The organism is Actinospineispora acaciae DSM 45401 (genome assembly GCF_000620785.1).
Classification (GTDB): Bacteria; Actinomycetota; Actinomycetes; order Mycobacteriales; family Pseudonocardiaceae; genus Pseudonocardia; species Pseudonocardia acaciae.
On the sequence record NZ_JIAI01000010.1, the window covers coordinates 236,738 to 263,034 of the forward strand.

Annotated in this window: 26 protein-coding genes; 10 read left to right on the top strand and 16 right to left on the bottom strand. The window is 72.8% G+C overall.

Translation table 11 applies throughout. The features are described 5' to 3' along the window. Positions 1 to 142: 142 nt before the first annotated feature. From N912_RS0134885 to N912_RS0134920, 8 genes are all read right to left on the bottom strand, one after another. Positions 143 to 1,261 carry a right-handed parallel beta-helix repeat-containing protein gene (locus N912_RS0134885; RefSeq protein WP_156994235.1) on the bottom strand — a complete coding sequence of 373 codons (1,119 nt, stop codon included), beginning with the start codon at positions 1,259 to 1,261 and terminating at the stop codon, positions 143 to 145. A 77-nt stretch (positions 1,262 to 1,338) separates the two neighbouring features. Beyond that, a complete protein-coding gene (locus N912_RS56550) occupies positions 1,339 to 1,923 on the bottom strand; it encodes an HAD family hydrolase (protein WP_084211475.1) in 585 nt (194 codons plus the stop codon). A gap of 416 nt (positions 1,924 to 2,339) precedes the next feature. Then, positions 2,340 to 3,263 carry an ABC transporter substrate-binding protein gene (locus tag N912_RS0134895; protein ID WP_028926067.1) on the bottom strand — a complete coding sequence of 308 codons (924 nt, stop codon included), beginning with the start codon at positions 3,261 to 3,263 and terminating at the stop codon, positions 2,340 to 2,342. After that, positions 3,260 to 4,021 carry an ABC transporter permease gene (locus N912_RS56555; RefSeq protein WP_051581224.1) on the bottom strand — a complete coding sequence of 254 codons (762 nt, stop codon included), beginning with the start codon at positions 4,019 to 4,021 and terminating at the stop codon, positions 3,260 to 3,262. The genes N912_RS0134895 and N912_RS56555 overlap by 4 nt, the downstream gene beginning before the upstream one ends. Then, positions 4,018 to 4,680 carry an ABC transporter permease gene (locus N912_RS0134905; protein ID WP_211261511.1) on the bottom strand — a complete coding sequence of 221 codons (663 nt, stop codon included), beginning with the start codon at positions 4,678 to 4,680 and terminating at the stop codon, positions 4,018 to 4,020. The genes N912_RS56555 and N912_RS0134905 overlap by 4 nt, the downstream gene beginning before the upstream one ends. After that, the gene (locus N912_RS0134910) at positions 4,677 to 5,858 is read right to left on the bottom strand and encodes an ABC transporter ATP-binding protein (RefSeq protein ID WP_028926069.1); all 1,182 of its coding nucleotides are present in this window, start codon (positions 5,856 to 5,858) and stop codon (positions 4,677 to 4,679) included. Before N912_RS0134910 ends, N912_RS0134905 begins: the two co-directional genes overlap by 4 nt. A gap of 120 nt (positions 5,859 to 5,978) precedes the next feature. Next, complete coding sequence (locus tag N912_RS56560; protein WP_051581225.1) at positions 5,979 to 9,101, bottom strand: putative bifunctional diguanylate cyclase/phosphodiesterase; 3,123 nt, start codon at positions 9,099 to 9,101, stop codon at positions 5,979 to 5,981. 872 nt (positions 9,102 to 9,973) lie between these two features. Continuing rightward, on the bottom strand, positions 9,974 to 10,582 hold the full coding sequence (locus N912_RS0134920) for a TetR/AcrR family transcriptional regulator (protein WP_028926070.1): 609 nt from the start codon (positions 10,580 to 10,582) through the stop codon (positions 9,974 to 9,976). A gap of 96 nt (positions 10,583 to 10,678) precedes the next feature. Between N912_RS0134920 and N912_RS0134925 the strand changes: the two genes are divergently transcribed. Then, positions 10,679 to 11,902: an alpha/beta hydrolase family protein gene (locus N912_RS0134925; protein WP_028926071.1), complete on the top strand. Its 1,224-nt coding sequence runs from the start codon at positions 10,679 to 10,681 to the stop codon at positions 11,900 to 11,902. 80 nt (positions 11,903 to 11,982) lie between these two features. Continuing rightward, the gene (locus tag N912_RS0134930; protein WP_028926072.1) at positions 11,983 to 12,363 is read left to right on the top strand and encodes a DoxX family protein; all 381 of its coding nucleotides are present in this window, start codon (positions 11,983 to 11,985) and stop codon (positions 12,361 to 12,363) included. Here the strand turns inward: N912_RS0134930 and N912_RS0134935 are convergent. Further along, on the bottom strand, positions 12,360 to 13,499 hold the full coding sequence (locus N912_RS0134935) for an NAD(P)-dependent malic enzyme (protein ID WP_245645648.1): 1,140 nt from the start codon (positions 13,497 to 13,499) through the stop codon (positions 12,360 to 12,362). The genes N912_RS0134930 and N912_RS0134935 overlap by 4 nt on opposite strands. Positions 13,500 to 13,803: 304 nt before the next feature. Between N912_RS0134935 and N912_RS0134940 the strand changes: the two genes are divergently transcribed. Next, on the top strand, positions 13,804 to 14,373 hold the full coding sequence (locus N912_RS0134940; protein WP_425415345.1) for a dTDP-4-dehydrorhamnose 3,5-epimerase family protein: 570 nt from the start codon (positions 13,804 to 13,806) through the stop codon (positions 14,371 to 14,373). Here the strand turns inward: N912_RS0134940 and N912_RS0134945 are convergent. Both N912_RS0134945 and N912_RS0134955 read right to left on the bottom strand, forming a co-directional pair. Then, positions 14,348 to 15,508 carry an MFS transporter gene (locus N912_RS0134945; protein WP_169748011.1) on the bottom strand — a complete coding sequence of 387 codons (1,161 nt, stop codon included), beginning with the start codon at positions 15,506 to 15,508 and terminating at the stop codon, positions 14,348 to 14,350. The genes N912_RS0134940 and N912_RS0134945 overlap by 26 nt on opposite strands. 167 nt (positions 15,509 to 15,675) lie before the next feature. Beyond that, complete coding sequence (locus N912_RS0134955) at positions 15,676 to 17,049, bottom strand: MFS transporter (RefSeq protein ID WP_028926076.1); 1,374 nt, start codon at positions 17,047 to 17,049, stop codon at positions 15,676 to 15,678. A gap of 212 nt (positions 17,050 to 17,261) precedes the next feature. Between N912_RS0134955 and N912_RS56565 the strand changes: the two genes are divergently transcribed. Continuing rightward, entirely contained in the window at positions 17,262 to 17,837 is a 576-nt protein-coding gene (locus N912_RS56565; protein ID WP_037068272.1) for a TetR/AcrR family transcriptional regulator, read from the top strand. 91 nt (positions 17,838 to 17,928) lie between these two features. On the opposite strand, the gene N912_RS0134965 is transcribed toward N912_RS56565, so the two are convergent. After that, positions 17,929 to 18,630, bottom strand: coding sequence for an SDR family NAD(P)-dependent oxidoreductase (locus N912_RS0134965; RefSeq protein WP_028926077.1), 702 nt, complete (start codon positions 18,628 to 18,630; stop codon positions 17,929 to 17,931). Positions 18,631 to 18,721: 91 nt separating this feature from the next. After that, complete coding sequence (locus N912_RS0134970; RefSeq protein WP_037068130.1) at positions 18,722 to 19,864, bottom strand: acyl-CoA--6-aminopenicillanic acid acyltransferase; 1,143 nt, start codon at positions 19,862 to 19,864, stop codon at positions 18,722 to 18,724. Between the two features lie 116 nt (positions 19,865 to 19,980). On the opposite strand from N912_RS0134970, the gene N912_RS0134975 reads away from it, so the two are divergent. Then, positions 19,981 to 20,853, top strand: coding sequence for a MurR/RpiR family transcriptional regulator (locus tag N912_RS0134975; RefSeq protein WP_037068131.1), 873 nt, complete (start codon positions 19,981 to 19,983; stop codon positions 20,851 to 20,853). 103 nt (positions 20,854 to 20,956) lie between these two features. On the opposite strand, the gene N912_RS0134980 is transcribed toward N912_RS0134975, so the two are convergent. Continuing rightward, positions 20,957 to 21,265: a S26 family signal peptidase gene (locus N912_RS0134980; protein ID WP_037068133.1), complete on the bottom strand. Its 309-nt coding sequence runs from the start codon at positions 21,263 to 21,265 to the stop codon at positions 20,957 to 20,959. Positions 21,266 to 21,379: 114 nt separating this feature from the next. Between N912_RS0134980 and sodN the strand changes: the two genes are divergently transcribed. Both sodN and N912_RS0134990 read left to right on the top strand, forming a co-directional pair. Then, complete coding sequence (gene sodN / locus N912_RS0134985; protein WP_037068136.1) at positions 21,380 to 21,790, top strand: superoxide dismutase, Ni; 411 nt, start codon at positions 21,380 to 21,382, stop codon at positions 21,788 to 21,790. Positions 21,791 to 22,098: 308 nt separating this feature from the next. Further along, the gene (locus N912_RS0134990) at positions 22,099 to 22,485 is read left to right on the top strand and encodes an SCO5389 family protein (RefSeq protein WP_028926082.1); all 387 of its coding nucleotides are present in this window, start codon (positions 22,099 to 22,101) and stop codon (positions 22,483 to 22,485) included. Positions 22,486 to 22,558: 73 nt separating this feature from the next. Here N912_RS0134990 and N912_RS0134995 read toward each other — a convergent pair whose 3' ends face one another. Continuing rightward, positions 22,559 to 23,878 (bottom strand): MFS transporter, encoded by a 1,320-nt coding sequence (locus tag N912_RS0134995; RefSeq protein ID WP_245645632.1) that lies wholly within the window; start codon positions 23,876 to 23,878, stop codon positions 22,559 to 22,561. Positions 23,879 to 24,100: 222 nt separating this feature from the next. Between N912_RS0134995 and N912_RS0135000 the strand changes: the two genes are divergently transcribed. Genes N912_RS0135000 through N912_RS0135010 form a run of 3 tightly spaced genes read left to right on the top strand, consistent with a single transcriptional unit; the run spans position 24,101 to position 25,878 of the window. Further along, positions 24,101 to 24,676 carry a CGNR zinc finger domain-containing protein gene (locus N912_RS0135000; protein ID WP_028926084.1) on the top strand — a complete coding sequence of 192 codons (576 nt, stop codon included), beginning with the start codon at positions 24,101 to 24,103 and terminating at the stop codon, positions 24,674 to 24,676. Between the two features lie 32 nt (positions 24,677 to 24,708). Continuing rightward, positions 24,709 to 25,260 (top strand): NUDIX hydrolase, encoded by a 552-nt coding sequence (locus N912_RS56570; protein ID WP_169748012.1) that lies wholly within the window; start codon positions 24,709 to 24,711, stop codon positions 25,258 to 25,260. A 54-nt stretch (positions 25,261 to 25,314) separates the two neighbouring features. Then, positions 25,315 to 25,878 (top strand): histidine phosphatase family protein, encoded by a 564-nt coding sequence (locus N912_RS0135010; protein WP_037068138.1) that lies wholly within the window; start codon positions 25,315 to 25,317, stop codon positions 25,876 to 25,878. Here the strand turns inward: N912_RS0135010 and N912_RS0135015 are convergent. After that, entirely contained in the window at positions 25,875 to 26,297 is a 423-nt protein-coding gene (locus N912_RS0135015; RefSeq protein ID WP_028926086.1) for a hypothetical protein, read from the bottom strand. The genes N912_RS0135010 and N912_RS0135015 overlap by 4 nt on opposite strands.

Genomic DNA, 26,297 nt, shown 5'->3' on the forward strand with positions numbered 1-26,297 from the left:
TGCGCAATAGAACGTTCTATCAATTGCTAGAACGATCTATCTACCGATGGAGGCACGGCGCCGGTCCACGTTCGATTACGGAAACAGCGGACTGGCGCCCCGCTCGCCGTGCACCGAAACGCGCCCGAGCCCGCCACGAACCTCACTTGCGCCGGTTGTTGGACTCCTGGAACCCGCTCTTGGACTTCTCATCGACGTCGAACGCCTGGAAGTCCCCGACCAGGATGTTGTCCGCGACCCGAACATCCACCGCGCCCTCCTGCGCAAGCACCGCCGCCTCGTACCTCGAGGAGAACGTGTTCCCCTTGACCAGCACGTTCGGGTACCCCTCCAGGTTGACCGCCTGCGACGCCCCGCTCTGGCAGTAGTTGTTCACGAACTGGATCGCGATCACCCCCGCCGGCACCCCGGCGTTGTGCCGCTCGGTGCCGCTGGCGATCAGGCACTGCGCGTCCACGTTGACGCACTTGTTGTTCTGGATCACGACGCCGTACGTGGTCGGGCTGTCGCTGTCGAAGGTCTGGAAGCAGTCGGTGTGCGGCGTCTGGCCCGCCGGGTAACCGGCCTGGCTGATGTCGTGCACGTTGTTGTTCTCGATGCGGTGGTTCACCCCGAAGAACCGGGCGCCGTCCGCGTCCGTGGCCGTCCGCCGCCGCGAGCCGCTGATGTCGTTGCCGCGCATCACGTCGCGCTGCCCGGAGATCACGATGCCGCTGCCGTCGGAGTCCTTGACCGTGTTGTTCTCCACCACCGAGCCCACGCACGGCGCACACCGGATGCCGTCGTCGGCGGCCCCGCGCACGTCGTTGTTGCGGATGATGACGTTCGTGCCCCTGGCCTTGATCCCGCTGCCGCCGTTCGTGTTGAACCCCTCCACCACGACGTTGTCGCCCCGGATCTCCAGCCCGCCGAACGTCGACCCGTCGGACAGCAGATGGATCGGCGCCTGCTGGGTGCCGGAACGTTGCAGCTTCAGCGACGCACCCTGCACATACTGGCCGTAGATGCACAGCCGGTCACCGGGCTGGGCCACGTCCAGCGCCTGCTGCGCACCGTTCGCGTCGCTCAGCGACTCCGAACAGTTCGTGGGCTTGGGCACCGTCCGGATGTCCGGGTTGGCCGCCTTCGGCGGAGTGATCGGCATCGGCGCCGCCGAGCACGCCCCCGCCACCACCGCGGCCGCCACCGCCATGCAGCCCAGCGCTAACGCCCGCCGCCAGCCAACCACCCTGATGCCACGAGTCCCCGACACTCGATTCATCCGCATGATCGTACGAACGGCAGCGCGTTTCCCGACTTCAGGGTGCGGCCGCCGCAAAAACGCCACGCGTTTCGCCCCTAGTCGATGGGGCTGGACTCCAGCGCGGCGGCGAGCGTGGCCATGTTCTCGATGATCACATCGGCGCCCGCGAGCCGGCGCCGCATCGAGGGTGCGTTGGCGAAACCGATGCACGAGGCCGCGGCGGCCTGGGCGGCGACGATGTCGCTCGGCGAATCCCCGACCATCACCGAGGCGGACGGCTTCGCCGAGAGTGCCTCCATGGCGCGCTCGACGGGCTCGGCGTTCGGCTTCATGCGATCCGGTTCGCCGTGGGGCCGGCCTATCACCGTGTGCACCAGGCCGGCCAGGCCGTGGCCGGTCAGGTATTCGCGGACGGCCTCGGTCGCGTTGTTGGAGACAATGGCTGCCAGTCGTCCGCTCGCGACGCAACCGCGCAACGCCCTCGCCCCCGCCGGTGTGGGTGCCGCCGACCGAACAGCCTCGATCTCGGCTCTCACGAGTTCGCCCTCCACGTCGCGGACGGCCGATGGGCCGAACCGGGCGGAGTAGCGCAGGACATCCAGCGGATCGTTCACATCGAATGCGCGCACGTCGATCGCCCGCGAATGTTGACGAAGCACCCCGACCAGTGACTCCGCCACCTCGGGTCTCGCCCGAGAAGCCCGCGAAGTCGATCGTCACCCTCGGCCGCTCGAAGCCGCGCTCGATGTGCGGCCGGAGGTTCACCGGCCGCTCCGCCCGAGCGGCAGCCCTTTCGCCGACTCCGACGGTTAATGGTGCACCGAAAAGCTCGGCTGCGGTGTGGCCGGGAAAGAGCGCCTCCAATACCCGACAGCGATCCGGATACGGCAACCCGGCGAGTTCACCGAACACCCACCGATAGAACTGCGCCCGACTGGGGTATGTGCCGACCAGGCTGGCATTGATCCTCAACGCCTGCTTGTCGTGCGCACGACAGAAAGCCCGATGGCTGTGCAAATGCCGTTGAGTCAGCAGAACCTTGAGCCCGTGAGTGGTTAGCGTGGCTATGGCAACGCTAACCACTCACGGGGTCGGGTCAGGCCAGGCCGTTGGCGGTGAGCCATTCCTTGGCGACGGTGCTGGGGTTGGGCTTGTCGGGGGCGTTGACCTTGGCGTTCAGGTCGATCAAGGTCTGGGTAGTGAGCTTGGCGGAGATGGCGTTCAGGGTCTGTTTGACCTGGTCGGTGGCCTTCTTGGAGTTGATCAGCGGGACCACGTTCTGGGCCGCGAAGTTGTTCTTCGGGTCGTCGAGGATGACGAAGCCCTTGTCCTTGATCGCGGGGTTGGTGGTGAAGATGTCGGCGGCCTGGATGGTGCCGTCCTCCAGGGCCTTGATCGTTACGGGGCCGGTGTCCAGCGGGCGGTAGGACTGGAACTTGCAGTTGTACGTCTTGAGGATGCCCGGGATGCCGTCCGCGCGGGTCTCGAACTCGGACGGGCCGCCGAAGACCAGCTCGCCGCAGTGCGGGGCCAGGTCGGCGATGGACTTGGCGTTGTACTTCTGGGCGGTCTCCTTGGAGACCACGACGGCGTCCTTGTCCTCGGCGGGGGACTTCTCCAGGACGGTCAGGGGCGCGGGCACCGTCTTCTGCAGCGCGGCGTAGACCTCGTCGGGGGCGCTCTGGGCGGCGTTCTGGTCCAGGTACTTCAGCAGGGTGCCGGTGTACTCGGGGATCAGGTCGATGGAGCCGTCCTTGAGCGCGGGCACGTAGGTCTCGCGGCTGCCCAGCGGCGGGGTGCTGTCGACCTTGACGCCCTTGGCCTGCAGCGCACCGGCGTAGATCGCGGCCAGCAGCGTGCTCTCGGAGAAGTTCGCCGATCCGATCTTGAGGACGTCGCTGGGTGCGGGCGAGCCGGCGCCGGAGCCGCTGTCCAGCGGACCGCCCCCACCACCCCCACAGGCGGCGAGCGCGAGGGCGGCGGCGGTTGCGGTGGTCAGCGCGGTCAGGGTGCGTCTCATGAGGTCACTCCGGCCTTCTCCAGGGTGGGTCGGTCCGCCGGCGGGCGGCGGGGGATGTCCGTCTTCGGTTCGCTGACCGGCCGGGCGCGGCGGCGGTCGACGCGCAGGCCCGGGGACACCACCGCGCGCTGCAGCAGCGCCAGGACGCCCTCGACCGCGAGCGCGAGCAGGCCGACCAGCACCGCGCCGCCGACCATCTGGGTGTAGTCGTGGCGGTGCAGGCCGTCGATCAGGTAGCGGCCCAGGCCGCCGTAGCCGACGTAGGCCGCGATCGCGGTGGTCGCGATCACCTGCAGCGCGGCGGAGCGCAGGCCGCCGATCAGCAGCGGCAGCGCGTTGGGCAGCTCGACCTTGAGCAGCACGTCCCGCTCGCGCATGCCCATGCCGCGCGCCGCGTCCACCACCGAGCGGTCCACGTTGCTGATGCCGGCGTAGGTGCCGGCCAGCAGCGGCGGGACGGCCAGAACCAGCAGCGCCGCCGTCACCGGCAGCAGCTGGATGCCGATCAGCAGCACGAACAGGATGAGCAGGCCGAAGTCGGGCAGCGAGCGCAGCCAGTTGGCGATGCCGACGACGAGGAACCCGCCCCGGCCGGTGTGGCCCACGAACGCGCCCACCGGCACCGCGATGACGAAGCCGACGACCAGCGCCAGCGCGCTGTAGTAGAGCTGTTCGGCCAACCGGACCGGGATGCCGTCGGTGCCCTTCCAGTGCGCCGGGTCGGCCAGCCAGCCCAGGACCTGCGCGAAGATGTTCATGAGGTTCTCCCGGCCGCCGTGCCGACCCGGTTCCACGGGGTGGCCAGCCGCCCGAGGGCCAGCAGCGCTGCGTCGGCCAGCAGGGCGAGCAGCATGGACAGCGCGATGCCGGTGACGATCTCGGTCGGGAAGCTGCGGTCGTAGCCGTCGGTGAACAGCTGGCCGAGGCCGCCGATGCCGATCGCCGCGCCGACGCTGACCAGGCTGATGTTGGACACGGTGGCGACGCGCAGGCCGGCGATCAGCACCGGGATGGCCAGCGGGAAGTCGACGGTGGCGAAGCGCCGCAGCGAGCGGAAGCCCATGGCGGTGGCGGCGGCGATCACGGCGGACGGGACGGCGGCCAGCGCGTCGGCGACCGAACGGACCAGCAGGGCCACCGTGTAGATGGCCAGGGCCACCACGACGTTGATCGGGTTGAGGATCTTCGTGCCCAGGATGCTGGGCAGGACGATGAACAGGACCAGCGACGGGATCGTGTAGAGGATCCCGGCGGACGGGATGAGGATCGCGCGGGCGGCTACCGAGCGGTTCGCCAGCCAGCCCAGGGGGACGGACACCACAAGGCCGATGACCACGGGCACCAGGGAGAGCACCAGGTGTTCGCCCAGCAGGGACAGGATCAGGTCCGCGTTGCGCGGGATCCAGCTCCAGATCACGCGGCGGCCTCGCTGGCGCGGGCGGCGGCCAGCGCGTCGAGCACGTCGTCGGCCTTGACCGAGCCGACCACCGCGCCCTGTCCGTCCACCGCGACGCCGATGCCGGACGGCGAGCTGAGCGCGGCGTCCAGCGCGCCGCGCAGGGAGTCGGCCTCGGTGTCGTAGAGGGAGCCGCCGGCGACCAGGTGCTCGGCGCCGATCAGCGTCTCTGTGCCGTCCCCGGGTGTGCCGTTGGCCCCGACTCGCTGTGCTGAGTCTCCCGACTCGCGGGCGGTGGGGGTGGGCAGGTCGGGGCCTCGGACCCAGCCTTGGGGGCGGCGGTCGGCGTCTACGACGAGGGCCCAGTCGTCGCCCAGGTCGGTGCGCGCCTGGGCGGTGGGGGTGCCCAGGGGGACCGTGCGGAGGTCGCCGATGGGGAGGCCGTCGGCGGAGCGGAAGCCCAGGCCTCGGTAGCCGCGGTCACGGCCGACGAAGTTGTCGACGAAGTCGTCGGCGGGGCGGGCCAGCAGGGCGCCGGGCTCGTCGTACTGGGCCAGCAGGCCGCCTACCCGGAAGACGGCCACCTTGTCGCCGAGTTTGATCGCCTCGTCGATGTCGTGGGTGACGAAGACGATGGTCTTGCCGAGCTCGGACTGCAGGCGGAGCAGCTCGTCCTGGAGGCTTTCGCGCACGACGGGGTCGACGGCGCTGAACGGCTCGTCCATCAGGAGTACGGGCGGGTCGGCGGCCAGGGCTCTGGCCACGCCGACGCGCTGTTGCTGGCCGCCGGAGAGCTGGCCGGGGTAGCGCTTGGCCATCTCGGGCGCGAGGCCTACCAGCTCCATCAGCTCGTGCGCGCGCTTGCGGGCCTTCTTCTTGTCCCAGCCCAGCAGCAGCGGCACGGTGGCCACGTTGTCCACGATGGTGCGGTGCGGGAACAGGCCGGCCTGCTGGATCACGTAGCCGATGCCCCTGCGCAGCTCGGCCGGGTCGCCGGCCATCACGTCCTTGCCGTCGACCAGGATGGCGCCCTCGGTGGGCTCGATCATCCGGTTGATCATCCGCAGCGAGGTCGTCTTGCCGCAGCCGGACGGGCCGACGAATACGGTGATCCGTCCGTTCTCCACTTCCAGGTTCAGGTCGTCCACGGCGACGGTGCCGTCAGGGAAACGCTTCGTCACATCCCGGAACTCGATCATCCGGGGCCCCCAACACTGTCGATGACAGCTCCTTGCCGGCCGCCACGAGTCCGAACAGGCTATCCCGCGCACGGTGGCCTAGCCAGGACGCCTCCCGTAGATCGGCGACGGCGGTGCCGGTCAGGGGGCCAGGGGGTCGGACTTCGGGGGTGGCGGCGGAAGGCCGGCGAGGAGGTCGAACTTGGTTTCCGGTCCGCCGTCGCGGGTCGGGTCCGGGCGCCGGGGTGGCGCGGACGGTCGGCCCGGTGGTTTGGGTGGTGCGGGCGGCGGGGGTGGCGGGGCCGACCGGCGAGGTCCGTCCGGGCGTTCCGGGGTGGAACGGCGCGGCAGGTCTCCTCCGGTCGGGGCCGCACGGCGGCCGGTTTCGGGGCGGTCGGTCGCGGGCGGGGCGGCGCGGCGGCCGCTGTCCGGGCGGTCACTCGCGGCGCGGCGGCGGCCCGACTCCGGGCGGTCGGTTGCGGCGCGGCGGCCGGTGTCCGGGCGGTCGGTTCCGGCCGGGGCGGCGCGGCGGGGCAGGTCCGGACGCTCGCTGTCGGGCGGGGCCGCGCGGCGGCCGGCCGGGCGGTCGAGGCCGCGGATGTCGATCGGCTCGGGCATCTTGGCGCCGGTCGGGAGGGCCTGGGTGGCCATGCCGTCGGGCGGGGACGGGGTCTCGCCGTCGGGGGTGGGCAGCGTCGGGCCGGTCAGGACGGAGCGGAACGCGGACGGGTCCATCGCCTTGGCGAACAGCCAGCCCTGGTAGGCGTCCACGCCGAGGCCGCGCAGGGCGTGGAACTGCTCGGCGGTCTCGACGCCCTCGGCCACGCAGTAGCGGCCCATCGCCGAGGCCATCTGGACGACGGCCCTGGCCACCGCGAAGTCGGCCGGGTCGGAGCTGATGCCGCTGACGAACGTCCGGTCCACCTTGACGATCTGCGCGGGCAGCTCCTTGATCCGCGACAGCGAGGAGTACCCGGTGCCGAAGTCGTCCACCGCGAAGCGCACGCCCAGCCCGGCCAGCTCGCTCATCGCGGCCAGGGTGCGCTTGGGCAGCGAGACCAGGCTGGTCTCCACCAGTTCGAGCACCAGCCGGTCGCCGTTCAGGCCGCTCTCCGCGAGCGTGGTGCGCACGGTCGGCAGGAAGTCGTCGTCGCCGGGGAGCAGGCCGGCCAGGTTGACTGCCACGCTGACCGGGCGGCGGTTGTGCGCGGGCCAGCCGGCGGCCTCCTTGGCGGCGGTGCGCAGCACCCACTTGTCCAGCTCGCGCAGCAGCCCGCCGCGCTCGGCCACCGGGATGAACTCGCCGGGGAAGAGCATGCCGCGCTCGGGGTGCGGCCAGCGGATCAGCGCCTCGGCCGAGCGCACGGTGCCGTCCGGGCCCACCACCGGCTGGTAGTGCAGCGCCAGGCCGTCGGTGGCGATCGCCTCGCGCAGCTCGTCCTCCAGCCGCAGCTGGTTGTTCGCGCTGGTCGCGGTCTCGGCGGTGACGAAGCCGAGCTGGCCGGCGCCCCGGCCCTTGGCGTCGTACATGGCGGCGTCGGCGAAGCGCAGCAGGTCCTCGGCGCTGGTGACGCCGATCCGGCCGTCGCCGTCCGCGGGGGTGGCCACGCCGATCGCGGCGGAGACCCGCACGACCTGGCCGTCCACCTCGACGGGGCCGCGCAGCAGCGCGGAGACCGTCTCGGCCAGCTTGGGCACCCCGCCGAAGGCCAGCACGTCGTCGCAGACCACCACGAACTCGTCGCCGGACAGCCGCGCCGGCGAGCAGCCCACCGGCAGCTCGCGCTGCAACCGGGCCGCCAGCATGATCAGCACCTGGTCGCCGGCGGCGTGCCCGAGCGCGGTGTTGACCCGTTTGAAGTCGTCCAGGTCGCAGCACAGGACGGCGATCTTGTGCCGGTCCGGGCCGGCCAGCAGGCGCCCGAGCCGGGCGGTGACCGAGGACCGGTTGGGCAGCCGGGTCAGCTCGTCGTGGGTGCCGGACATGCGCAGCACGTCGGCGGCACGGCGGCGCTCGGAGATGTCGGTGAACACCACCAGCCAGAACGGGCGGCCGTCGTCGCCGATGGAGACCGTCACGGACAGCTCGCACCAGACGGAGGTGCCGTCGGCGCGCCGGATGGCGTACTGCGGCACCCGGTAGCCGGTGGGGCCGCCGGGGCGCGGGCGGCGCAGGAACGCCAGTTCTTCGTCCTCGCCGTCCTGGGGGGTGTTGCCGGCAGCGGTCGGCTCGACGGCCAGGCTGCGGGCGGACACCCCGCGCAGCCGTTCGCCGGACACGCCGAGCAGCGCGCACAGGGCGCCGTTGGCGTCGACCAGGTGGCCGGTGCGGTTGAACACGCCGACGCCGACCGGGGCGATCGACACCAGGTCCAGGTAGCGCTGGGTGGCGCGGCCGATCCGCTGCTCGGCGACCCAGCGCTCGGTGACGTCCTGCACGGTGCCGACCAGCCGCACCGGCGCGCCCTCGGCGTTGCGCTCGACGGTGGCCCGGCAGCTGAGAACGTGCTCGGACGGCGGTACAGCGCGACCCGCACCGAGATCAGAACGACCCGCTGAGGAGCGCTCATCCAGCCCCGCCGGCGAGTGAGGCGAGGGCACGGTACGGCGTTCGATCTGGTGCTCGTCGGTGGCCTTGTTCGTGTCGGCCGCCTTGTCGCCGGGCTTGGCGGCCTGGTCGCGCAGCACGGTGCACAGAGCGGCGACCTGTTCGAGCTCGATCGAGCCGTTGGGTTGGGCGTCGGGTTCGAGGCCGATGTCGCGGTACAGCTCGACCAGCGCCACGCTGCGGTGCAGTGCGCCGGTGCGCAGGTCGTAGCTCCAGCCGCCCACCTTGGCCAACCGCTGCAGCTCGGCGATCTCGCGGTCGGCGTCGTCGCGGCGGGCGACCGGCGGCGCGGCTGCCGCGGCGTCGATCAGCATCACGGCGCGCAGGCCGTCCGGTCCCACGTTCGGCAGCGCCCAGCGGACCACCCGCACCCTGGCCAGTGCGCCGTCCGGGCGGACCAGCCGGGCGTCGCCGTCCGGGCCGACCACCAGCTGCGACAGCGGGCGGCCGACGATGCCGTCGGCGGCGTTCGGCAGCCGTGGGTCGCGGCCGGCCATCCGTAGCAGGGCCGCGTTCACCCGCAGCACGCGGTCGCCCGCGTCGCAGAGCATCGTGGGCGCGGACGGCAGCGGCAGCGCTTCGATCGAGACCGACGCCGAGGGCGGGGCGGCCGGCGGCGGGGTCGGAGGAGTCGACGGCGGCGGGGTCGGCGGCACTAACGCTCGCGTCGCGCCGGAGTCCGGTCCGGCGCTGCCCGGCCCCGCGGGAGCGGCAGGCGGCGCGACCTTCTGCGTCGCCGATGCGGCCCGCGCGTTCGCAACCCCGGCCTGGTTGCCCGCGCCGGCGGGCTTGGCACCCGAAGGCGCGCCAGCCGAGGGGGCGGCACCGCCCGCACCGCCCGCACCGGGCGCGGCGCCGGCACCAGAACCCAGCGGGCCGACCGAACCCTGTCCGCCGTTCGAACCGGGCGCGCCGCGCGGGGCCTGGCCGTTCCCGGGGACCTGCGCGTTCCCGGGATTACCGTGGCGCGAGCGGGCCGGCGCGGCGGGGGCGCCAGGGCCGGCGATACCGGCCGGTGAGTCCGGGATCGACGAGTATCCGGGGGCGACCAGCGGATTGGGTTGCGAGTCGGAGACCTGGGCGGGCACCAGGCCGTGCCTTCCGGCGGCCCCGTTCCGTATCCCGGTCGTCGACCCCGCTCCCCCTCGTCCGCCCGGACCCCCACCCCTCTGGGAGTCGAGCCACTGCCCGAGGTCGGCCACGTGTTCCCCTTCACGGTCCGAATTCACGCCCGCGTGGACGTTGTCACCCGGCCCAACGAGCCATGGCAACAAAAGGTCCGGGGGTCTCACTCGTGTAGGTGACAAACTATCGGCCGGGTGCGCGGACGGTCCCTCACGAAGGGTTACTGCCCGTGAAGGCCCGCGGATTTGCCCAGGTCGAGCCGCATCGCCATGCTACCGTCCGTGACCGGTGTGATCACAACCCGCGTGCACCGATTGGGGTGATCAACCGGCCGCCGTGCCCCCACCACACCGGTGACCGCGTTCCGGTGAAACCCGTTCTCGCCGGCGCGTCGCGGTCGGCACTACCGCCGGGGCACCGCCGCGCCCAGGGCGCGCAGCAGGTGCTCGGCGAGGTCTTCCAGGTAGGCGGCGGTCACCGGGACGCCTCGGACGTTGGCGCGCCAGTAGATCGGGGCGGCGACCAGGTCCAGGGCGAGCTCGACGTCGAGGTCCGAGGGCAGCTCGCCGCGCTCGACGGCGCGACGCAGGGTGGCCGCCCCCAGCGCCCGCCTCGGCTCGCCGACCGCGTCCCGCATGGCCTCGGCCAGGTCCGGGTTGCGCGCCGCCTCGGCGGTCAGGTCCGGCAGGATCGTCGCGGTCCTCGGATGCGCCAGCCACTCGTGGATGGCGTGCAGCGTGGCGAGCAGGTCGCCGCGCAGCGACCCGGTGTCCGGGACCTCGGCGCGCGGCACGCTGAACTCCGAGATCACCGTGACCACCATGTCCCGCTTGGCCGGCCAGCGGCGGTACAGCGCGCTCTTGCCGACGCCCGCGCGCCTGGCCACCGCCTCCATGGACAGCCGCCCGTAGCCGCGCTCGGCCAGCTCGTCCAGCACGGCCTCGGTGATCGCGCGGGTCACCCGGGACTGGAGTACGGCAGCGCCGGTCGGCGCGCGGCGGGTCTCGGTCACGGTCTCAGCATACGTGTGGACGGTACGTACCCGTCCCGTCTACATTGAGATAGGACGGTACGGTTCCGTCCCGTCCAAATTCTGGGAGGAGGCGGCATGCGCGCCGTGCTGTTCGAGGACGACAAGCAGTTCTGGTTCGAGACGCTGCGGGTGTTCGGCAACGCCAGCTACGGCGGTGCGGACTTCGGCGAGGTGCTGGCCACCGCCGAACGGATCACCCCCGGCGACTACGACGGCTGGCACGACGCCTGGCTGGCCACCGCCGAGCGGGTCGGCGGGGAGGCTTCGCGCGCGCAGGCCGCCGGGCACCCGGTCAGCGCCCGCGACGGCCACCTCCGCGCGTCCACGTACTTCCGTACCGCCGAGTTCTTCCTGCACGACAACCCGAGCGACCCGCGCATCGCGTACGCCTACGACAGGTCGGTGGAGCACTTCCGGGCGGCGGCGCGGCTGTTCCGGCCGGCGATCGAGCCGGTGACGATCCCGTACGGCTCGATCGCCGGGGCGGCGCTGCACGGCTACTTCTACCGCGCCGGCGACGGGTCCGAGCCGCGCCCGACCGTGATGATGCACAGCGGGTTCGACGGCAGCGCCGAGGAGGTGCACTTCGTCGGCGCGTGGGCCGCCGTGGAGCGCGGCTACCACGTGCTGAGCTTCGACGGGCCCGGCCAGCCCAGCGCCATCCACCGCTACGGCCTGCCGTTCCGGCCGGACTGGGAGCACGCGGTGGCGCCGGTGCTGGACCACCTGGCCACCCGGCCCGAGGTCGACATGACGCGGGTCGCGCTGCTGGGGCAGAGCCTCGGCGGGATGCTCGCGCCGCGCGCCGCCGCGTTCGAGCCCCGGATCGCCGCGGTCATCGCCGTCGACGGGGTGTACGACGCCGCCGCCGCGGTGACCGCCATGTTCCCGCTCGACGCCGACGAGCTGGCCCGCCGCGCCCGCGCGCCGCGCGACGACGAGCTGGACGACATGCTGCGCACGGCCATCGAGACCAACCCGACGGCGCGGTGGGCCTTCGGGCACGGCCAGTACGTGATGGGCGCCGACTCGCCCCGGCGGTTCCTGGCCAGCTACCTCGACTACCACCTGCGCGACGGGGTGGCCGAGCGGATCGCCTGCCCCACCCTGGTCTGCTCGGCCGCCGACGACCTGTTCTTCGAGGGCCAGCCGCAGCGGCTGTTCGAGCACCTGACCTGCCCGAAGACGCTGCTGGAGTTCACCGCCGAGGAGGGCGCCGACGCGCACTGCCACGTCGGCGCGCAACGGCTCGCGCTGGCGCGCATCTACGACTGGCTCGACGACGTCCTGCACCCGTGAGTGGTTAGCGTTGCTATAGCCACGCTAACCACTCACGGCTATTGCGGTCACCTCCGCGGCGGCCGGCCCGTCGAGGGGGCATGGGTATCGCATATGTTGTCGTCGCCGGCGTCACGATCCTGGCGAACGCGGGCATCGCGGCGGCGGACTTCGCTCGGGCGCGGTTCGTTCTCGACAACTCCGCCGAGGTCGGCGTGCCGGTCTCGTGGCTGCCGGGGCTGGCGGTGCTGAAGGCGGCCGGCGCGGCGGGGTTGTTGCTGGGGCTGCTCGGGGTGCCGGTGATCGGCACGGCGGCCGCTTTCGGGCTGGTGGCGTTCTTCGTCGGCGCGGTGATCGCGCACGTGCGCGCCCGGGTGTTCTACAACATCGCCTTCCCGGGGGCGTTCCTGGCGCTGGCCGCCGCGTCCCTGGTGCTGTCGATCGCGGTGGGGGACGCGGCGGCCGACCTGGGCGTCGGTTAGGACTGCGCGGCGGCGCGGGCGACGGCGGTGGCGACCGTGGAGGCCACCCGGGGGTCGAACGGGCTGGGCACGATCCGGTCGGTGGCCAGGTCGTCGGTGGCCACCTCGAAGATCGCCTCGGCGGCGGCCAGCTTCATCGCGTCGGTGATCCGGGTGGCGCCGGCGTCCAGCGCGCCCCGGAACACGCCGGGGAAGGCCAACACGTTGTTGATCTGGTTCGGGAAGTCGCTGCGGCCGGTGGCGACCACGGGGGCGTAGCGGGCGGCGACGTCCGGGTTCACCTCCGGGTCGGGGTTGGACAGCGCGAACACCATCGGGTCCGGCGCCATCGTGGCCAGCAGCTCCTCGGGCAGGGTGGCGCAGGACAGCCCGATGAACACGTCGGCGCCGGGCAGCGCGTCGGCCACCCCGCCGCTGATCCGGCGCGGGTTGGTGCGCTCGGCCAGGTCGGCCTTGACCGGGTTCATCCCGTCCCGGCCGGGCACCAGCACGCCGCGCGAGTCCAGCACCGTGACGTCGGTGACGCCGGCGGCGAGCAGGATCTCCGCGCAGGCCACCCCGGCCGCGCCGGCGCCGGTGATGACGACCTTCAACGGCGGCAGCTCGCGCCCGAGGGCGGCGCACCCGCCGCGCAGCGCGGCCAGCACCACGATCGCGGTGCCGTGCTGGTCGTCGTGCATGACCGGGCAGTCCAGCGCCTCGGTGACCCGGCGCTCCAGCTCGAAGCAGCGCGGCGCGGAGATGTCCTCCAGGTTCACCGCGCCGAAGCTGGGCCGCAGCCGCACCAGCGTCTCGACGATCTCGTCCACGTCGGTGGTGTCCAGCACGATCGGGATCGAGTTCAGCCCGCCGAAGGTCTTGAACAGCGCCGCCTTGCCCTCCATCACGGGCAGCGCGGCGCGCGGGCCGATGTCGCCGAGGCCGAGCACGGCGGTGCCGTCGCTGACCACCGCGACCAGCCGGTCCGACCAGGTGTAGCTGGCGGCCAGGCTGGCGTCGGCGGCGATCACCCTGCTCACCTCGGCCACGCCTGGGCTGTAGGCCACGGACAGGTCGCGGGCGCCGTCCAGCGGCACGGTCGGGGCGATGTCCAGCTTGCCGCCCCGGTGGGCGGTGAGGATCTCGTCCGTCCCGATCTCGCCGACTTCACGGACGGCGGCGGTATCCGAGGGCGTGATGCGCTCGGGCACGATCGTCACGATCTTGTTCCCTTCGAAGAACCGGTGCTGGTGAAACGGCGGGTGTCCCAGGCACCCGCTGGCCGTGCACCGGTCCGCGAGGTATCGCGCCACCACGGTGCCCGACGGCGCCTCGGGTCGCGCCGCTGGATGGCGCGGCGGCCGGCGAGGCTCGGCTGTCAGGTAGGCCTCCAGTGTGTCATCTCTCCGGGCGGCTTGTCTGCCCCGTCTAGCAGAATCACACCCCGTGCAGTGTCGATCTTTGTCCATCTCGGGCGCCTGGGCCTTCTCGCCGCCGCGGTTCGACGACGACCGGGGAGAGTTCGTGGCGCCGTACCAGGAGGCGGCGTTCGTCGAGGCGGTCGGGGCGCCGCTGCGGGTGGCGCAGTCCAACCACAGCGTGTCCCGGCGCGGGGTGATCCGGGGGGTGCACTTCGCGGACGTGCCGCCCGGGCAGGCCAAGTACATCTACTGCCCGCGCGGCGCGCTGCTGGACGTGGTGGTGGACGTGCGGGTCGGCTCGCCGACGTTCGGCGCGCACGAGGCGGTGCGGCTGGACTCCTCGTCGTACACCGCGCTGTACCTGTCCGAGGGGCTCGGGCACGCGTTCTGCGCGCTGGAGGACGACACGGTCGCGAGCTACCTGTGCTCCACGCCGTACGCGCCGGCCATCGAGCGCACGGTCTCCGCGCTGGACCCCGCGCTGGGCCTGCCCTGGCCGTCCGGCCTGACGCCGGTGCTGTCCGAACGCGACGCCGCCGCGCCGACGCTGGCCGAGGCCGCCGACGCGGGCCTGCTCCCCCGGTTCACCGGCCGCTGTTCGGGAACGTGACGCAGATGGCGACGAGCGCGGCCGCGCTCAGGCCCAGCGCGATCGCGATCGTGGCCGGGTAGCCCAACCGCCCGGCCAGGACCGGCCCGAGCGCCGAGGCGCCCACCGCGATGCCGTAGCCCCAGGAGCCGAGCAGCGTGAAGTCGCTGCCCTCGGTGTTCTCCCGGCACAGGTCCATGCAGACGGTGAAAATGATCGTGTTGGTCACGCCGCGCGCCACCCCCAGGGCAGCCACGGTGGCCACCGCCAGCGCGGTGTTGGCCAGCGGGAACAGCCCGGCGGTGGCGACCAGCTGCACGGCGGCCGCGGCCACCAGCGCCGGCTTGCGCCCGTACCGCCCGACGATCCCGCCCGCCATGGCGGCTCCGGCGATGCCCGCGACGCCGGTCAGCACGGAGGTCAGCAGTCCGAGCTGGTCGAGCCGCCAGCCGCCGTCGATCAGCATGGGCGCCAGCAACGACTGCGGCAGGATGATCCCGGACCAGGTCAGCGGGACCACCAGCCCCATCCAGGCGGCCACTCCCGGCCGCCGGGGCAGCGACAGCACGTCGGCGACCCTCGGCCGCCGCTCGGTCTTGGTGGCGGCGGGCTCGACGAGGCGGTACGCGGCGATCATCGGGACCAGGCTGACCCCGCTGAGCGCGACCATCGCCCAGCCCCAGCCCCAGTGCTGCACGATCACCAGGGTTCCGGTGGTCCCGACGATCGCGCCGCCGAACCCGGCGCCGACCTGCACCGCGTTCGCGGCCGCGCGCCCGGCGTGCGTGGTGAGCCGGACGGTCAGGGCGTCGGTGGCAATATCCTGCGTGCCGATCAGCGCGGCCAGCACGCAGGTGGCCACGAACAGCGCGGTGAACTGCGTACCGATGTCCAGCGGGACCATCGCCAGCAGGGTCAGCGCGATCGCCGGCTGCACCAGCAGCAGCCACATGCGGTAGTGGCCTCGACGCGCGCCGGCCTCCCGGCGGCGGTCGACCAGCGGCGCCCACAGGACCTTGGCGATCGTCCCGAAGGTCACCAGGGAGATGGCCCCGACCTGGTCGAGCGACGCACCCCGCTCGCGCAGCAACGCCGGCAGCGCGACGATCAGGCCGGCGGCGAGATACTGACCGCCGTAGAGCACGACCAGCGTCACCAGCCGTCGCCCGCCGCGCACACCGTGACGCCCGCTGTCGCCGTGGCCACCGTGCCCATGACCCCCGCACACATCGTGCTGTCGCCCCGCACACGTCCTGTCATGTGTGCGGAGGCGAGATGGGGTGTGCCGTGCGGGCGGGGTGTGCCGTGCGGGCGGGCGGTCGGTCACCGGGCGGGTCCGTCCGGCGTCGACGCCCCGGTGCGGCGGCGCGGCAGCGACAGGCCGGCGAGGAGCGCGGCGGCCAACGCGCACGCCGCGGCCACCGCGTAGGCGGCCGAGTACCCGCGCGCGCCGGATGCGGTGGCCACCGTGGTCAGCACGGCCAGCCCGAGCGCGCCGCTGGCCTGGCGGATCGTGTTGAGCACGCCGGCGGCCACCCCGCTGTGGCGCGCGGGCACCGCCGCGGTCGCCGCGACGGTGATCGGGGTGAACGCCGCCCCGATTCCCAGCCCGAACACCGCGACCGCCGCCAGCACCGCGGCCGTCCCCGGGTGCGCCTGACCGGTCAGGACGCCCAACGCGGCGAACCCGACACCGGCCGGCACCAGCCCGAGCACCGCCGCCCGGCGTGTCCCGAGCGCGGTGGTGGTCCGCCCCGCGCACCGGCCGCCGACGATCAGCCCCACCGCACCGGGCAGAAACGCCAGGCCGGCGGCGAACGGCGTCTCGTGCCGGACCGTCTGCAGGTACAACGACAGCAGCACCGGGCTGGCGAAGAACCCGAGGCCGATCAGGAACATCACCGCGTTCCCGCTGCTCACGCCGGGTGCCCTGAACATCGAGAGCGGCAACAGCGGCGACGCGGCCCACCACCGGGAGTGAGCCACGAACGCCGCCAGCAGCGCGAGCCCCAGCACCGCCACGACGACGGAGCCGACGTCGAGCGCCTGGCCGCCGCCCCGCCCGGCGCTCATGATCGCGAACACCAGCGCGGTCAGGCCGAGCGTGGCCAGGACCGCCCCCGGCACGTCCAGCCGCGCCCGCACCGGCCCCCGGCGAACGGACGCCCTCGGCAGCGCGCGCACCGCCAGCGCGACCACCGCCGCGCCGAGCGGCAGGTTGACCAGGAAGATCCACCGCCAGCCCGCCCACTGCGTCAACACGCCGCCGAGCAGCGTGCCGGCCGTGCCGCCGCACGCGCCGACCACGCTCCAACTGGCCAGCGCGCGGGCTCGCGCCGCGCCGGCGAAGCTCGTGTTCACCGTGGCCAGCGTCGCCGGCAACATCAGCGCGCCACCGAGCCCCTGCGCGGCCCTCGCCGCCACCAGCACGCCCGCCGACGTGGCCAAGCCCGCGCCGACACTGGCCACCGTGAACACCGCGGTCCCGGCCACCAGCACCGCCCGGTGCCCGTACACGTCCGCGCATCGCCCGCCCAGCAGCAGGAAGCCGGCGAAGACCAACGTGTAGGCGTTCATGACCCAGGCCAGCTGACCGCCAGGGACGCCCAGCTGGACCTGGATGTCCGGCAACGCCACCGCGACGATCGTGGCATCCAAGATCACCACGAACACGGCGAGGCACGCCGCCACCAGCACGACACGCGGACAGTCGTTCGCGCTCCCGCCGCGACCCAGTGCCCGCCGCTCACCGTAACGGGCGCGTGACCGCCGGAGACGCTTCGTGAACAACCCTTTGAGCGAGCCATCCCGGCGCACCCATGACGCCACCAGCCGAAGACCAGCCATAAGGGCACCCTAACAGATTAGTTAATGCATTAACTAACTCATTTCGACCTACCCTTCACTAGATGGACCACGCGCCGCCCAGCACGCCTCGCCGGGGTCGACCCCCGGTGCTCGACCTGGACAAGATCGTGACCACCGCCGCCGGCATGGATCCGAGCCGGCTCACGATGACCTCCGTCGCCGCCGAGCTGGGCGTCACGACCCCGGCGCTCTACCGCTGGGTCAGCGACCGCGACACCCTGCTGAGCCTGGTCAGCGCGCGCATGGCCGAGCGCATCCTTCCCGCCGGCCAGCCCGACCCGGCCACCTGGCGGGAGTGGCTCACCGAGTGGGCGCACAACCTGCGCCGCGAGTGCGAGACCGCGCCCGGGTTCGCCGTGCGCCTGCTGACCGGTCCCCACCGCGCGGAGAACCACGTCGAGTTCGAGCACCGCGCCACCGCCGCCTTCGTCGCCGCCGGCATCGACCCGACCGACGCGCCGCAGTACTGGTCCGCGTTCAGCGCCGCCGTCCTCGGTTGGATCGCCGCCGACCAGAGCCACAACTTCCCTTCGACCACCCCCATGGACTTCGACACCTTGTTGCGCATGCTGCTCCAGGGCACCGCGCCCGGCCCCGGTCGCCCAGCCGCCTCGTGACCGGCACACAGGGCCGCCACCGCACACGGCTTGGAGACGCGCGTGCCGCGGCAACACCATGTGTGCGGCGCGGAAACGGCGGCCGGCCGGACTACCAGGTCAGCGGGTGGGCGTCGCGGAACAGGCCGCCGGTCGGTCCGGTGTCCGGCAACGTCGCCGCCCACACCACGCCGGCGGCGCCTTCCGCGACCGGGCGGCCGCCGCGCCCACCCATGTCCGTCGCCACCCAGCCCGGGCAGACCGCGTTGACCAGGATGCGGCGGTGCCGAAGCTCGGCGGCGAGCTTGACGGTGAGCATGTTCAGTGCGGCCTTGCTGACCGAGTAGGCCGGCGTCCCGGCCGACCCACCCGTCTCCGCGAACGAGCCAGCACCGCTGGTGACCATGACGACACGCCCGCCCGCGCCCATCAGTGGCAGCAGCGCGGCACACATCCGCCAGGCGCCGACAAGGTTGACGTCAAGCGCCTCGTGGACCACCGCGAAGTCCGGTGCGACCGCGCGCTGGCCGGTGTCGTAGTGGATGCCGGCGTTGTTGACCAGCACGTCCAACCGCCCGTACTCCTCGCGCAGCCACCCGGCAAAAGCGTCGACGCTCGCCGGGTCGGTGACGTCCAACCGCCGCGCGCACGCCCCCGCGCCCGCCCGCGCGGCCGCGCGCTCTCCGGCTGCCGGATCGCGAGCGCCGAGCACGACCCGGTGGCCACGCCCCGCCAGCTGACGCGCGACCTCGGCGCCGATGCCCCGGTTCGCGCCGGTGACCACCGCGACCGGCCGTGCGCTCCGATCCGTCACATATCGACCCTAAACCGCCGAGTCGTCACGATCGGGCGGTGCGCGGGCCTCACTGGTCGCCGCCCGCGCGGTGTCATCCGTCATGGCCACGTCACACCGCCTGCTCGCCGGGCTCGTCGTAGAGGCCCCACGGCAGCCGTGTGTAGCCGTCGTCGCAGGGGGTGCCGTCGGAGACGAAGTAGGCGCCCGTGGTGAGGTCGACGATCGAGGACACGATGGTCTGCGAGCGCAGCAACGGGTCCTCCCGAGGGTCCGGGTGGCTACATACCGAGTCGGGGTGGCCGAAGTGGTCGCTCAGTCCGTCGCCGATCAGCTTGCGCACGGCGTCGGGGTCGGGTTCGCCGACGCACGCGCGCAGCCGTCCTCGCAGCACCTCGGTGCGGTAGAGCGAGTCGACGGCGAACGGACGGTAGGAGTCGGCCAGTTGGCTGGGCACGCCGGCCTGGTAGTGGTTGGCGTGCACCAGCAGGCCGTCGTCGGGGTAGAGCCAGCGGTGTCGCGCCGGGGTGGTCTCCAGGTCGATGCTCACGCCGTCGCGATGGGTCAGCAGCAGGTTCGCCGCGATCTGTTGGCGGACCCGGAACGGGACGTCCAGCGCGTCGGAGAACCTGTCGCTGTCCAGGATCCGGCGGCGGATGAACGCCTGCGGGATGCCGATGGCGTTGTCGAAGCGCCCGCCGAGGCCATTGGCGTTCAGCGCGATCCCCGCCGAGTTCGCGCCGTGCCTGCCGATCTGACCGGCCTCCACCTGCATGATCACCGTGGGCTTCGGCGGCTGGACGATGCGCAGCATGACCGTCCAGTTGACCGCCTCGGCCCGCCAGTCCCAGTTCTGCGCGGCGTAGACATGGCCGTCGCCGGCGGCGGGCGGCAGCAGCGCCAGCGACGTGCACTCCGCCGACGAACCACAATCCGGGGCCGGGTCGATCCTGGCGAACGTGTGGTCGTAGACGATCTCACCCCTGGCGTTGAGCGCGAGCACCTCCAGCGGGTCCACCCCGGCGCCCTCGGCGACGCCGGCCATCTCTTCCACCAGGTCGGGCGCGAAGTCCTCCACCAGGGGCAGCCAGCGACGCGCCCGGGCCATCACCTCGGGCCAGTCCAGGCCGGAGGACCGCGCGAACGCCGCCGCGTAGTAGTCGATCGAGGCGCGCACCCGGGGACCGGCGGCCTCGCCGTAGTGCCGCCCGCGCTCGCGGGGGGTACCGCGCAGCTCGATCAGCGAGATAGCCATGACTGCTGCTCCGTAACGGATAGTACGAGTCCGAGACGTCGATGTAATGGAAGCTACGCACATCATGTAACGAACGATTCGCCACTGTCAAGCGGTGTAGTGTATGGTTCATCCTGATGCCAGATCCGACCTTCGTGGGCCGCCTGCGCGAGCGGCTCGCCGACCTGTCCCCCGCCGAACAGGTCGTGGCGTCTTACCTACGCGACCACGCAGAGGAGGTGTTGTTCGCCAGCGCCGACCAGATAGGCAAGGCCACCGGCACCAGCAACGCGACGGTGATCCGGGCCGCGAAGTCGCTGGGGTACGCCGGGCTGCCCGAGCTAAGGCACGACCTCGGCATGGGCATGATCGGCCAGACCCGGCCGTCCATCCGGCTGCGCAATCGCATCGAGCACGCCGGGCACGACGCCGAAGACCTGCTCGACTCCGTGTTCGCCGAGGCCGGCGAACGGATCGGAGAAACGCGGCGGCTGGTCGGAGCGGAGGAGCTCACGGCCGCCACCGAGCTCATCAGCTCGGCCCGCGAGGTGGTCGCGTTCGGCCTCGGGCTCTCCTCACTCACGGCCCGCTACCTGGTCATGCGACTGGGCCGGCTGGGCCGGCGGGGTCGAGACGCCTCGGCCACCGGCTTCGCGCTGCCGGACGAGCTGCTGGCGCTGGCCGCCGAGGACGTGGTGGTCATGTACGTGCCGGGCCGACTGCTGCCGGACTGCGAGGTGGTGCTCGACCACGCCGCGGAGGTGGGAGCACCGGTGATCCTGGTGTCCGACTCGCTCACCAGCCGGTTGCGCGACCGGGTGCGGGTCTGCCTGCCCGCCGTCCACACTCCGAGCGGCCTGACAGGTGAGTTCCTCACCTCGCTGGTACTGACCGACGCGCTGCTGCTCGCGGTCGCCGCGCGCGGTGAGGAACGCGCCGCCGCAACCTCCGAGCTGCTGACCAAGCTGCGGGGGCGGCTCTACCCGGGGGCACGACCCCGCCGGTCGTGAGTGGCGAATACGGACATGTCGCCGCGTGGCGGGCGAGCCGCGTGGCGGGCGAGCCGTGTGGCGGGGTAAGACGACGGAGGGCAGCGGTACGGGTCCCCCGCGCTCATGGGCGGCGTAGGCGCGTCGGCGAGGGCCACAGCCGGACGCGGACCACGCCGAGCACCTCGGCCGGGCCGAGTTGGGCGGAGTCCGTCGAGCCGTACGGGTTGTCGCCGGTGACGTGCCAGCCGGCGCCGGCCGGGCGGTCCGCGCGCTTGATCGACAACTGCCCGGGGCGGGCCGGCCAGCGGACCAGCACCACGTCACCGGTCCTCGGCCGGGCGCCGAACGTGACGAGGACCACGTCTCCGTCGCGCAGTGCCGGCGACATGGACGGACCCCGCACCACCACCCGCCGCCACCTCAACGGCACCGCCTCACCGCCTGTACCTCACCCGTGCGCGCCTGGGTGCACGGGCCTGCCACCCTCCGGATCGCGGAGTAGTGTCGCGCTGGTCGGAACGATCACCAAGCTAAGGGAGTAACAATGGGACTGCTGTCTCGCGTTCTCCGTCCTCGGCTGGAGGCCACGGCGCACTGTGACCTCCCCTGCGGCGTGTACGACCCCGCACAGGCCCGGATCGAGGCCGAGTCGGTGAAGGCAATCCAGGAGAAGTACCAGGGCAACGACGACGCGGACTTCCGGGCGCGCGCGATCGAGATCAAGGAGCAGCGCTCCGACCTGGTCAAGCACCACCTCTGGGTGCTGTGGACGGACTACTTCAAGCCGCCGCACTTCGAGAAGTACCCGGAGCTGCACGAGCTGTTCAACAAGGCCACCAAGGCGGCCGGCGCCACCGGCACCAAGGGCTCCAACGACCCGGCCACCGGCCAGCAGCTGCTGGACTACATCGCGCAGATCGACAAGATCTTCTGGGAGACCAAGCAGAACGCCTGATCACCCCCGGAGGCGCCGGCTCACGGGTTCAACCCCCGTGGCCGGCGCCTTCGTGCGTCCGCCCCGCCGGGCCGCGGTCGGCGGCACACAGCGGGCGGGCGCCGCACACGGGGTTGGAGCTGTGACATGCGCTCGCTCGTCGCTGCGCTCCCTCCTGGGTGCGGCGACGGCCAGGTGTGCGCGGCGCGGCTTATTTCATGCGGGGGTGCGAATACGTTGATTCTTAACGTCGCCTAGGCGGGGGTACCCATTTGCTTTCGCGTTACGTAGCGTCGAAGTGGTCCATTTCCGAACCCAGGAGGATCACGGTGTCGCTCAAGGTACCGGCGGACCTGCTCGCCCAGGCGCAGCAGGGGCCAGTTTCGGACGTCGATTTCATCGAATGCATTCAAGACTCGCTGCCCTACGCCTGGTCCGTGGTGAGCGGACTCGGCCGTGAGCTGCGCGAAACCGGTGATCAGATGGCGATCGACGACACCGAGCCGCCAACCGAGGCTAGCTGGGGCCAGCTGTTCCGACTGGTCGGAAGCGACGCAATGCGAGGGGCCGTGGAGCGTCACTTCGGTGTGCGGATGGCATTCCAGAACTGCCATAAGGTCGCCTTCTTCGACCCGAGCGCGACAGAAGAGTATGCGGAGTTCGTCTCGCCCAGGGCTCAGCTTCTGAACCAAAAGCCGGAGCTGGTCGACTGCTAAGGGGGTCGCGTCCGGAATAGACGGTCGGGGGGCGTCGGAGCGCGGGCGTCCCCCGCCGGCCGCTTCGGGAGGGTCAGCCGTCGCCTAGCCGGATGATCGCCCAGGCCTGCAGCGCGGCGGCGGTGAGCAGCACGCAGATGGCGGCCCGGTAGCCGCCGGTGGCGTCCACCAGGAGCCCCATCAGCAACGGCGCGAGACCCGCGACCGTGTATCCGACGCCGAGCGCCAGCCCGCTGGTGGAAGCGCTCGCGGGGCCGTCCGGGGTGCGCCAGGCGATGATCGTCATGCCCAGCGGGAACATCGCGCCGCCGCCGAGCCCGATCAGGATCACCCAGGGCCACGGCCCGACCACCGGCGGCAGCGGTACCAGCAGCGCGCCGAGCGTCCCGACCGCGAACGTGCCGACCGCCAGCGACGCCCAGAACCGCCAGCGACGGCGGCGGTCCACCAGCGCCGGGGCGAGCAGCGCGGACGGCACCTGCGCGAGGCTGAAGACGGCCATCAGCACGCCGGCGAGCGCGGGCGCCCAGCCCTGGCTCTGGTAGTACGGAGCCATCCAGGTCAGCCAGCCGTAGTAGACCAGCGAGGTGCCGGCCTGGTACACGGACGCGAGCCTTGCCAGCCGGGTCCACCGGCGCGGCGACACCCGGGGCGGCGGGGTGGACGCGCGCCGGTCCGCCCTCGGCGCCGGGCGGCCAGGCGCGGTGGTGCGGACCGCGCGGGCGACGGGGGTCCACCCGGCGACCGCGAGCAGCGCCGGCACCGCCCACACCGCCAGCGAGAACGACCAGCCGCCGAGCAGCGTGGCCAGCGGCACCGCGATCGCGCTGGACGCCGTCGCGCCGGCCAGCATGGCCACCACGTAGCCGCCGGTGACCGTGCCGGCGCGGGCGGCGAAGTAGGTACGGACGACCCCGGCGAGGAATACCCCGGCGGTGCCCATGCCCAGCCCGACCAGCACGGTTCCGCCGACCAGCGACACCGTCGACGGCGCGCCGCGCGCCAGGCTGCCCACCGCGACCAGTCCGACCGCCGCCCCCAGCGAGCGCGCCGCGCCGAACCGGGCGGCGATCGGCACCCCGGCGAACGACCCGGCCGCCATCGCCAGCACCGCGCCGGCCTGCACCAGCCCGGCCACGGCGGCCGAGAGTCCGAGCTCCGCGCGCACCGCCGGCAGCAGCGGCGGGTATCCGGCGAGCGCGGCGCGCAGGTTCAGGGCCAGCGCGAGCACGCCGAGCACGAGCATCCAGCGCATGGCCACCGGCGACCGAGCGCGGCCGGGTGCGGGCGACGACGCGACGCTCGGCGAGGGGCCGGACGCGGACCGATCGGGCGGCACGGAGGATTCGGCGTGGTCCGCCGGGTCGACCCGCACGGCCGGTTCGACTCGCACACCCGATTCAACCCGCGCCGGCGAATCCGTCCGCCTAGACGGATCCGCCTGCACCGGCCGTTCGGACCGCTCGTCGGATCTGGACCGCGCGGACGACCGGCCGACAACGGACGGGACGGACAGGAACGTGGTGGGCCACCGTGACACGGCGTATACCTCTCCCGGACTCGACAGGGGTAAACTAAGCTTTTAACCATGACGATACGACCGAGGCGGTAAGGGTTGCAAGTACGTTTAGACGATTACCACCACGGAGCCGCGGTCGCCACCGCGCTGGTCAACTCCGGACCCGAGCAACAGAGCACCGGGGACCAGATCGCCGACGCCGCGACGCTCGCCGGTTTTCTCGAGCAGCACGGCGTGCCACTCGCCGGACGCACGCTCACGGCCACCGACATACAGCGGGTCCACGAACTCCGAAGAGCGCTGCGCGCGGCGGTCACCTCGACGACCGCGACCGAGCTGGCCGAGCGCGCGGGCGAGCTGGCCTCGGCGGCGGGGGTCGGCCCGGCGCTGGCCGCCGACGACGCCGGCCGCTGGCACTGGCAGGTCCACACCCGGCCTGACGCGCCGCCGGCCGACGAGCTCGCGCTGCTCACCGGCACCGCCGTGCTCGCCGTCCTCCACGCGCTCGGATACGAACGGTTCCGCGGCTGCGCCTCGCCGGACTGCACGGGCGCGTTCATCGACACCAGCCGCGGCGGGCGGCGGCGCTACTGCGAGCCCGAGGTCTGCGGCAACCGGGTCAACGTGGCCGCCTACCGGGCCCGCCGCCGGGCCGAGCGGGCGTCGAGTTGAGCGGCCCCGGATCCGACCGGATGATGTGCGGCGTGACGGACGCGGAGGTACGCGGCGCGCGGACGGTACGGACGGCGGCCGTGCTGATCCCGTTCTACCGCGACGAGGGCGGCGCGCTGCGGATGGTCCTGATCGAGCGGACCCCGCACGGGGTGCACGGCGGGCAGGTCGCGCTGCCCGGCGGCAAGCACGAGCCGCACGACCGGGACATGCGCGCCACCGCCGTCCGGGAGACCTGCGAGGAGCTCGGGCTCACGCCCGGTGACCTCGACGTGCTCGCCGAACTGCCGGCGGTGCGCACCCGGTCCACCGGCTACCTGGTGTGGCCGTTCGTGGCCCGGCTGCGCTCGGTGCCCGCGCGCTGGCGGCCCGCCGAGCGGGAGGTCGCCGACGTGCTGGACGTCGACGTCGCCGAGGTGGCCGCCCCGAGCGCGCGGGCCGAGCAGGAGATGCACTTCGCGTCCTGGGACACCACGCTGCGGGTGCCGGTGCGGCGGATCGGGCGGCACGTGCTCTGGGGGCTCACGCTGCGCATCCTCGAACCGGTGCTCCCCAGGGCGCTGGCCGGCGAGTACCAGGTCTGATCGCCCGGCGCCCGCTACCGTGGCCGGGTGCCCCCTTCCGGCCGGATCTTCCTGATGCGACACGGCGAGACCGAGTGGTCGGCGACCGGTCGTCACACCAGCCACACCGACGTGCCGCTCACCGACGCCGGGCGCGCGCTGGCCGGCGACGCCGGGCGGGTGCTGGCCGGCCTGCGCGGCAACGAACCGTTCGCGCTCGAACTGACCAGCCCTCGCCGCCGCGCCGTGGACACCGCCGCGCTCGCCGGGCTGGCCCCGGCCGTGGACGAGCGGCTGGTGGAGTGGGACTACGGCGAGTACGAGGGACGCACCACGCCGGAGATCCGGGAGGACGTGCCGGGCTGGACCGTGTGGACCCACCCGATGCCCGGTGGGGAGACGGCGGAGCAGGTCGCCGCCCGCGCCGACGACGTGCTCGCCACCGCGCGGGCGGCCAACGGCGACGTGATCCTGGTCGGACACGGCCACTTCAGCCGGGTGCTGACCGCGCGCTGGCTGGGCCTGCCGGCGCCGGCCGGGGTCGGGTTCGCGCTGGACGCCGGCGGGCTGACGGTGCTCGGCGACGAACGCGGCCGCCCCCGGCTGGACCACGTCAACCTGGTGGCCCTGAACGGCTAACGGCCGCGGCGCGCCTCGTCCAGGTCCATCGCCCAGGCCCTGGCGCGCGCGCCGAGCATCAGCACCAGCGTGGCGACGACGGCGACACCCGCGAGCACACCCCACAGCACCTGCCCGGACACGAACAGCGAGTAGACCACCGGCAGCAGCAACAGCTGCGTCACCACGGCCGGCGTCCGCGCCCAGAACCGCCCGCGCAACAGCCCGGAGGCGACGAACAGCACGGCGCCCCCGAGGACGACGTACATCGCCGCCTCGCCGAGCACGGCGCCCAGCCCGAGCCGCGCGGACCCCGCCCTTATTAATAGGTATACGGCGAACGCCACACCGAGCGTCCCCTGCACGGCGACCAGCACGCCGGCCACCCGCACCGGCGCCGGCGGCCGCGCACCCGTACGGCCCTCGGATGGTTCGGTCAC

Bases quoted from the DNA above. Each gene is read 5' to 3' on its own strand.
- N912_RS0134885 (WP_156994235.1), bottom strand. From the start codon at position 1,261: ATGAATCGAGTGTCGGGGACTCGTGGCATCAGGGTGGTTGGCTGGCGG.
- N912_RS0134895 (WP_028926067.1), bottom strand. From the start codon at position 3,263: ATGAGACGCACCCTGACCGCGCTGACCACCGCAACCGCCGCCGCCCTC.
- N912_RS56555 (WP_051581224.1), bottom strand. From the start codon at position 4,021: ATGAACATCTTCGCGCAGGTCCTGGGCTGGCTGGCCGACCCGGCGCAC.
- N912_RS0134910 (WP_028926069.1), bottom strand. From the start codon at position 5,858: ATGATCGAGTTCCGGGATGTGACGAAGCGTTTCCCTGACGGCACCGTC.
- N912_RS0134925 (WP_028926071.1), top strand. From the start codon at position 10,679: ATGCGCGCCGTGCTGTTCGAGGACGACAAGCAGTTCTGGTTCGAGACG.
- N912_RS0134930 (WP_028926072.1), top strand. From the start codon at position 11,983: ATGGGTATCGCATATGTTGTCGTCGCCGGCGTCACGATCCTGGCGAAC.
- N912_RS56565 (WP_037068272.1), top strand. From the start codon at position 17,262: ATGGACCACGCGCCGCCCAGCACGCCTCGCCGGGGTCGACCCCCGGTG.
- N912_RS0134970 (WP_037068130.1), bottom strand. From the start codon at position 19,864: ATGGCTATCTCGCTGATCGAGCTGCGCGGTACCCCCCGCGAGCGCGGG.
- N912_RS0134975 (WP_037068131.1), top strand. From the start codon at position 19,981: ATGCCAGATCCGACCTTCGTGGGCCGCCTGCGCGAGCGGCTCGCCGAC.
- sodN (WP_037068136.1), top strand. From the start codon at position 21,380: ATGGGACTGCTGTCTCGCGTTCTCCGTCCTCGGCTGGAGGCCACGGCG.
- N912_RS0135010 (WP_037068138.1), top strand. From the start codon at position 25,315: ATGCGACACGGCGAGACCGAGTGGTCGGCGACCGGTCGTCACACCAGC.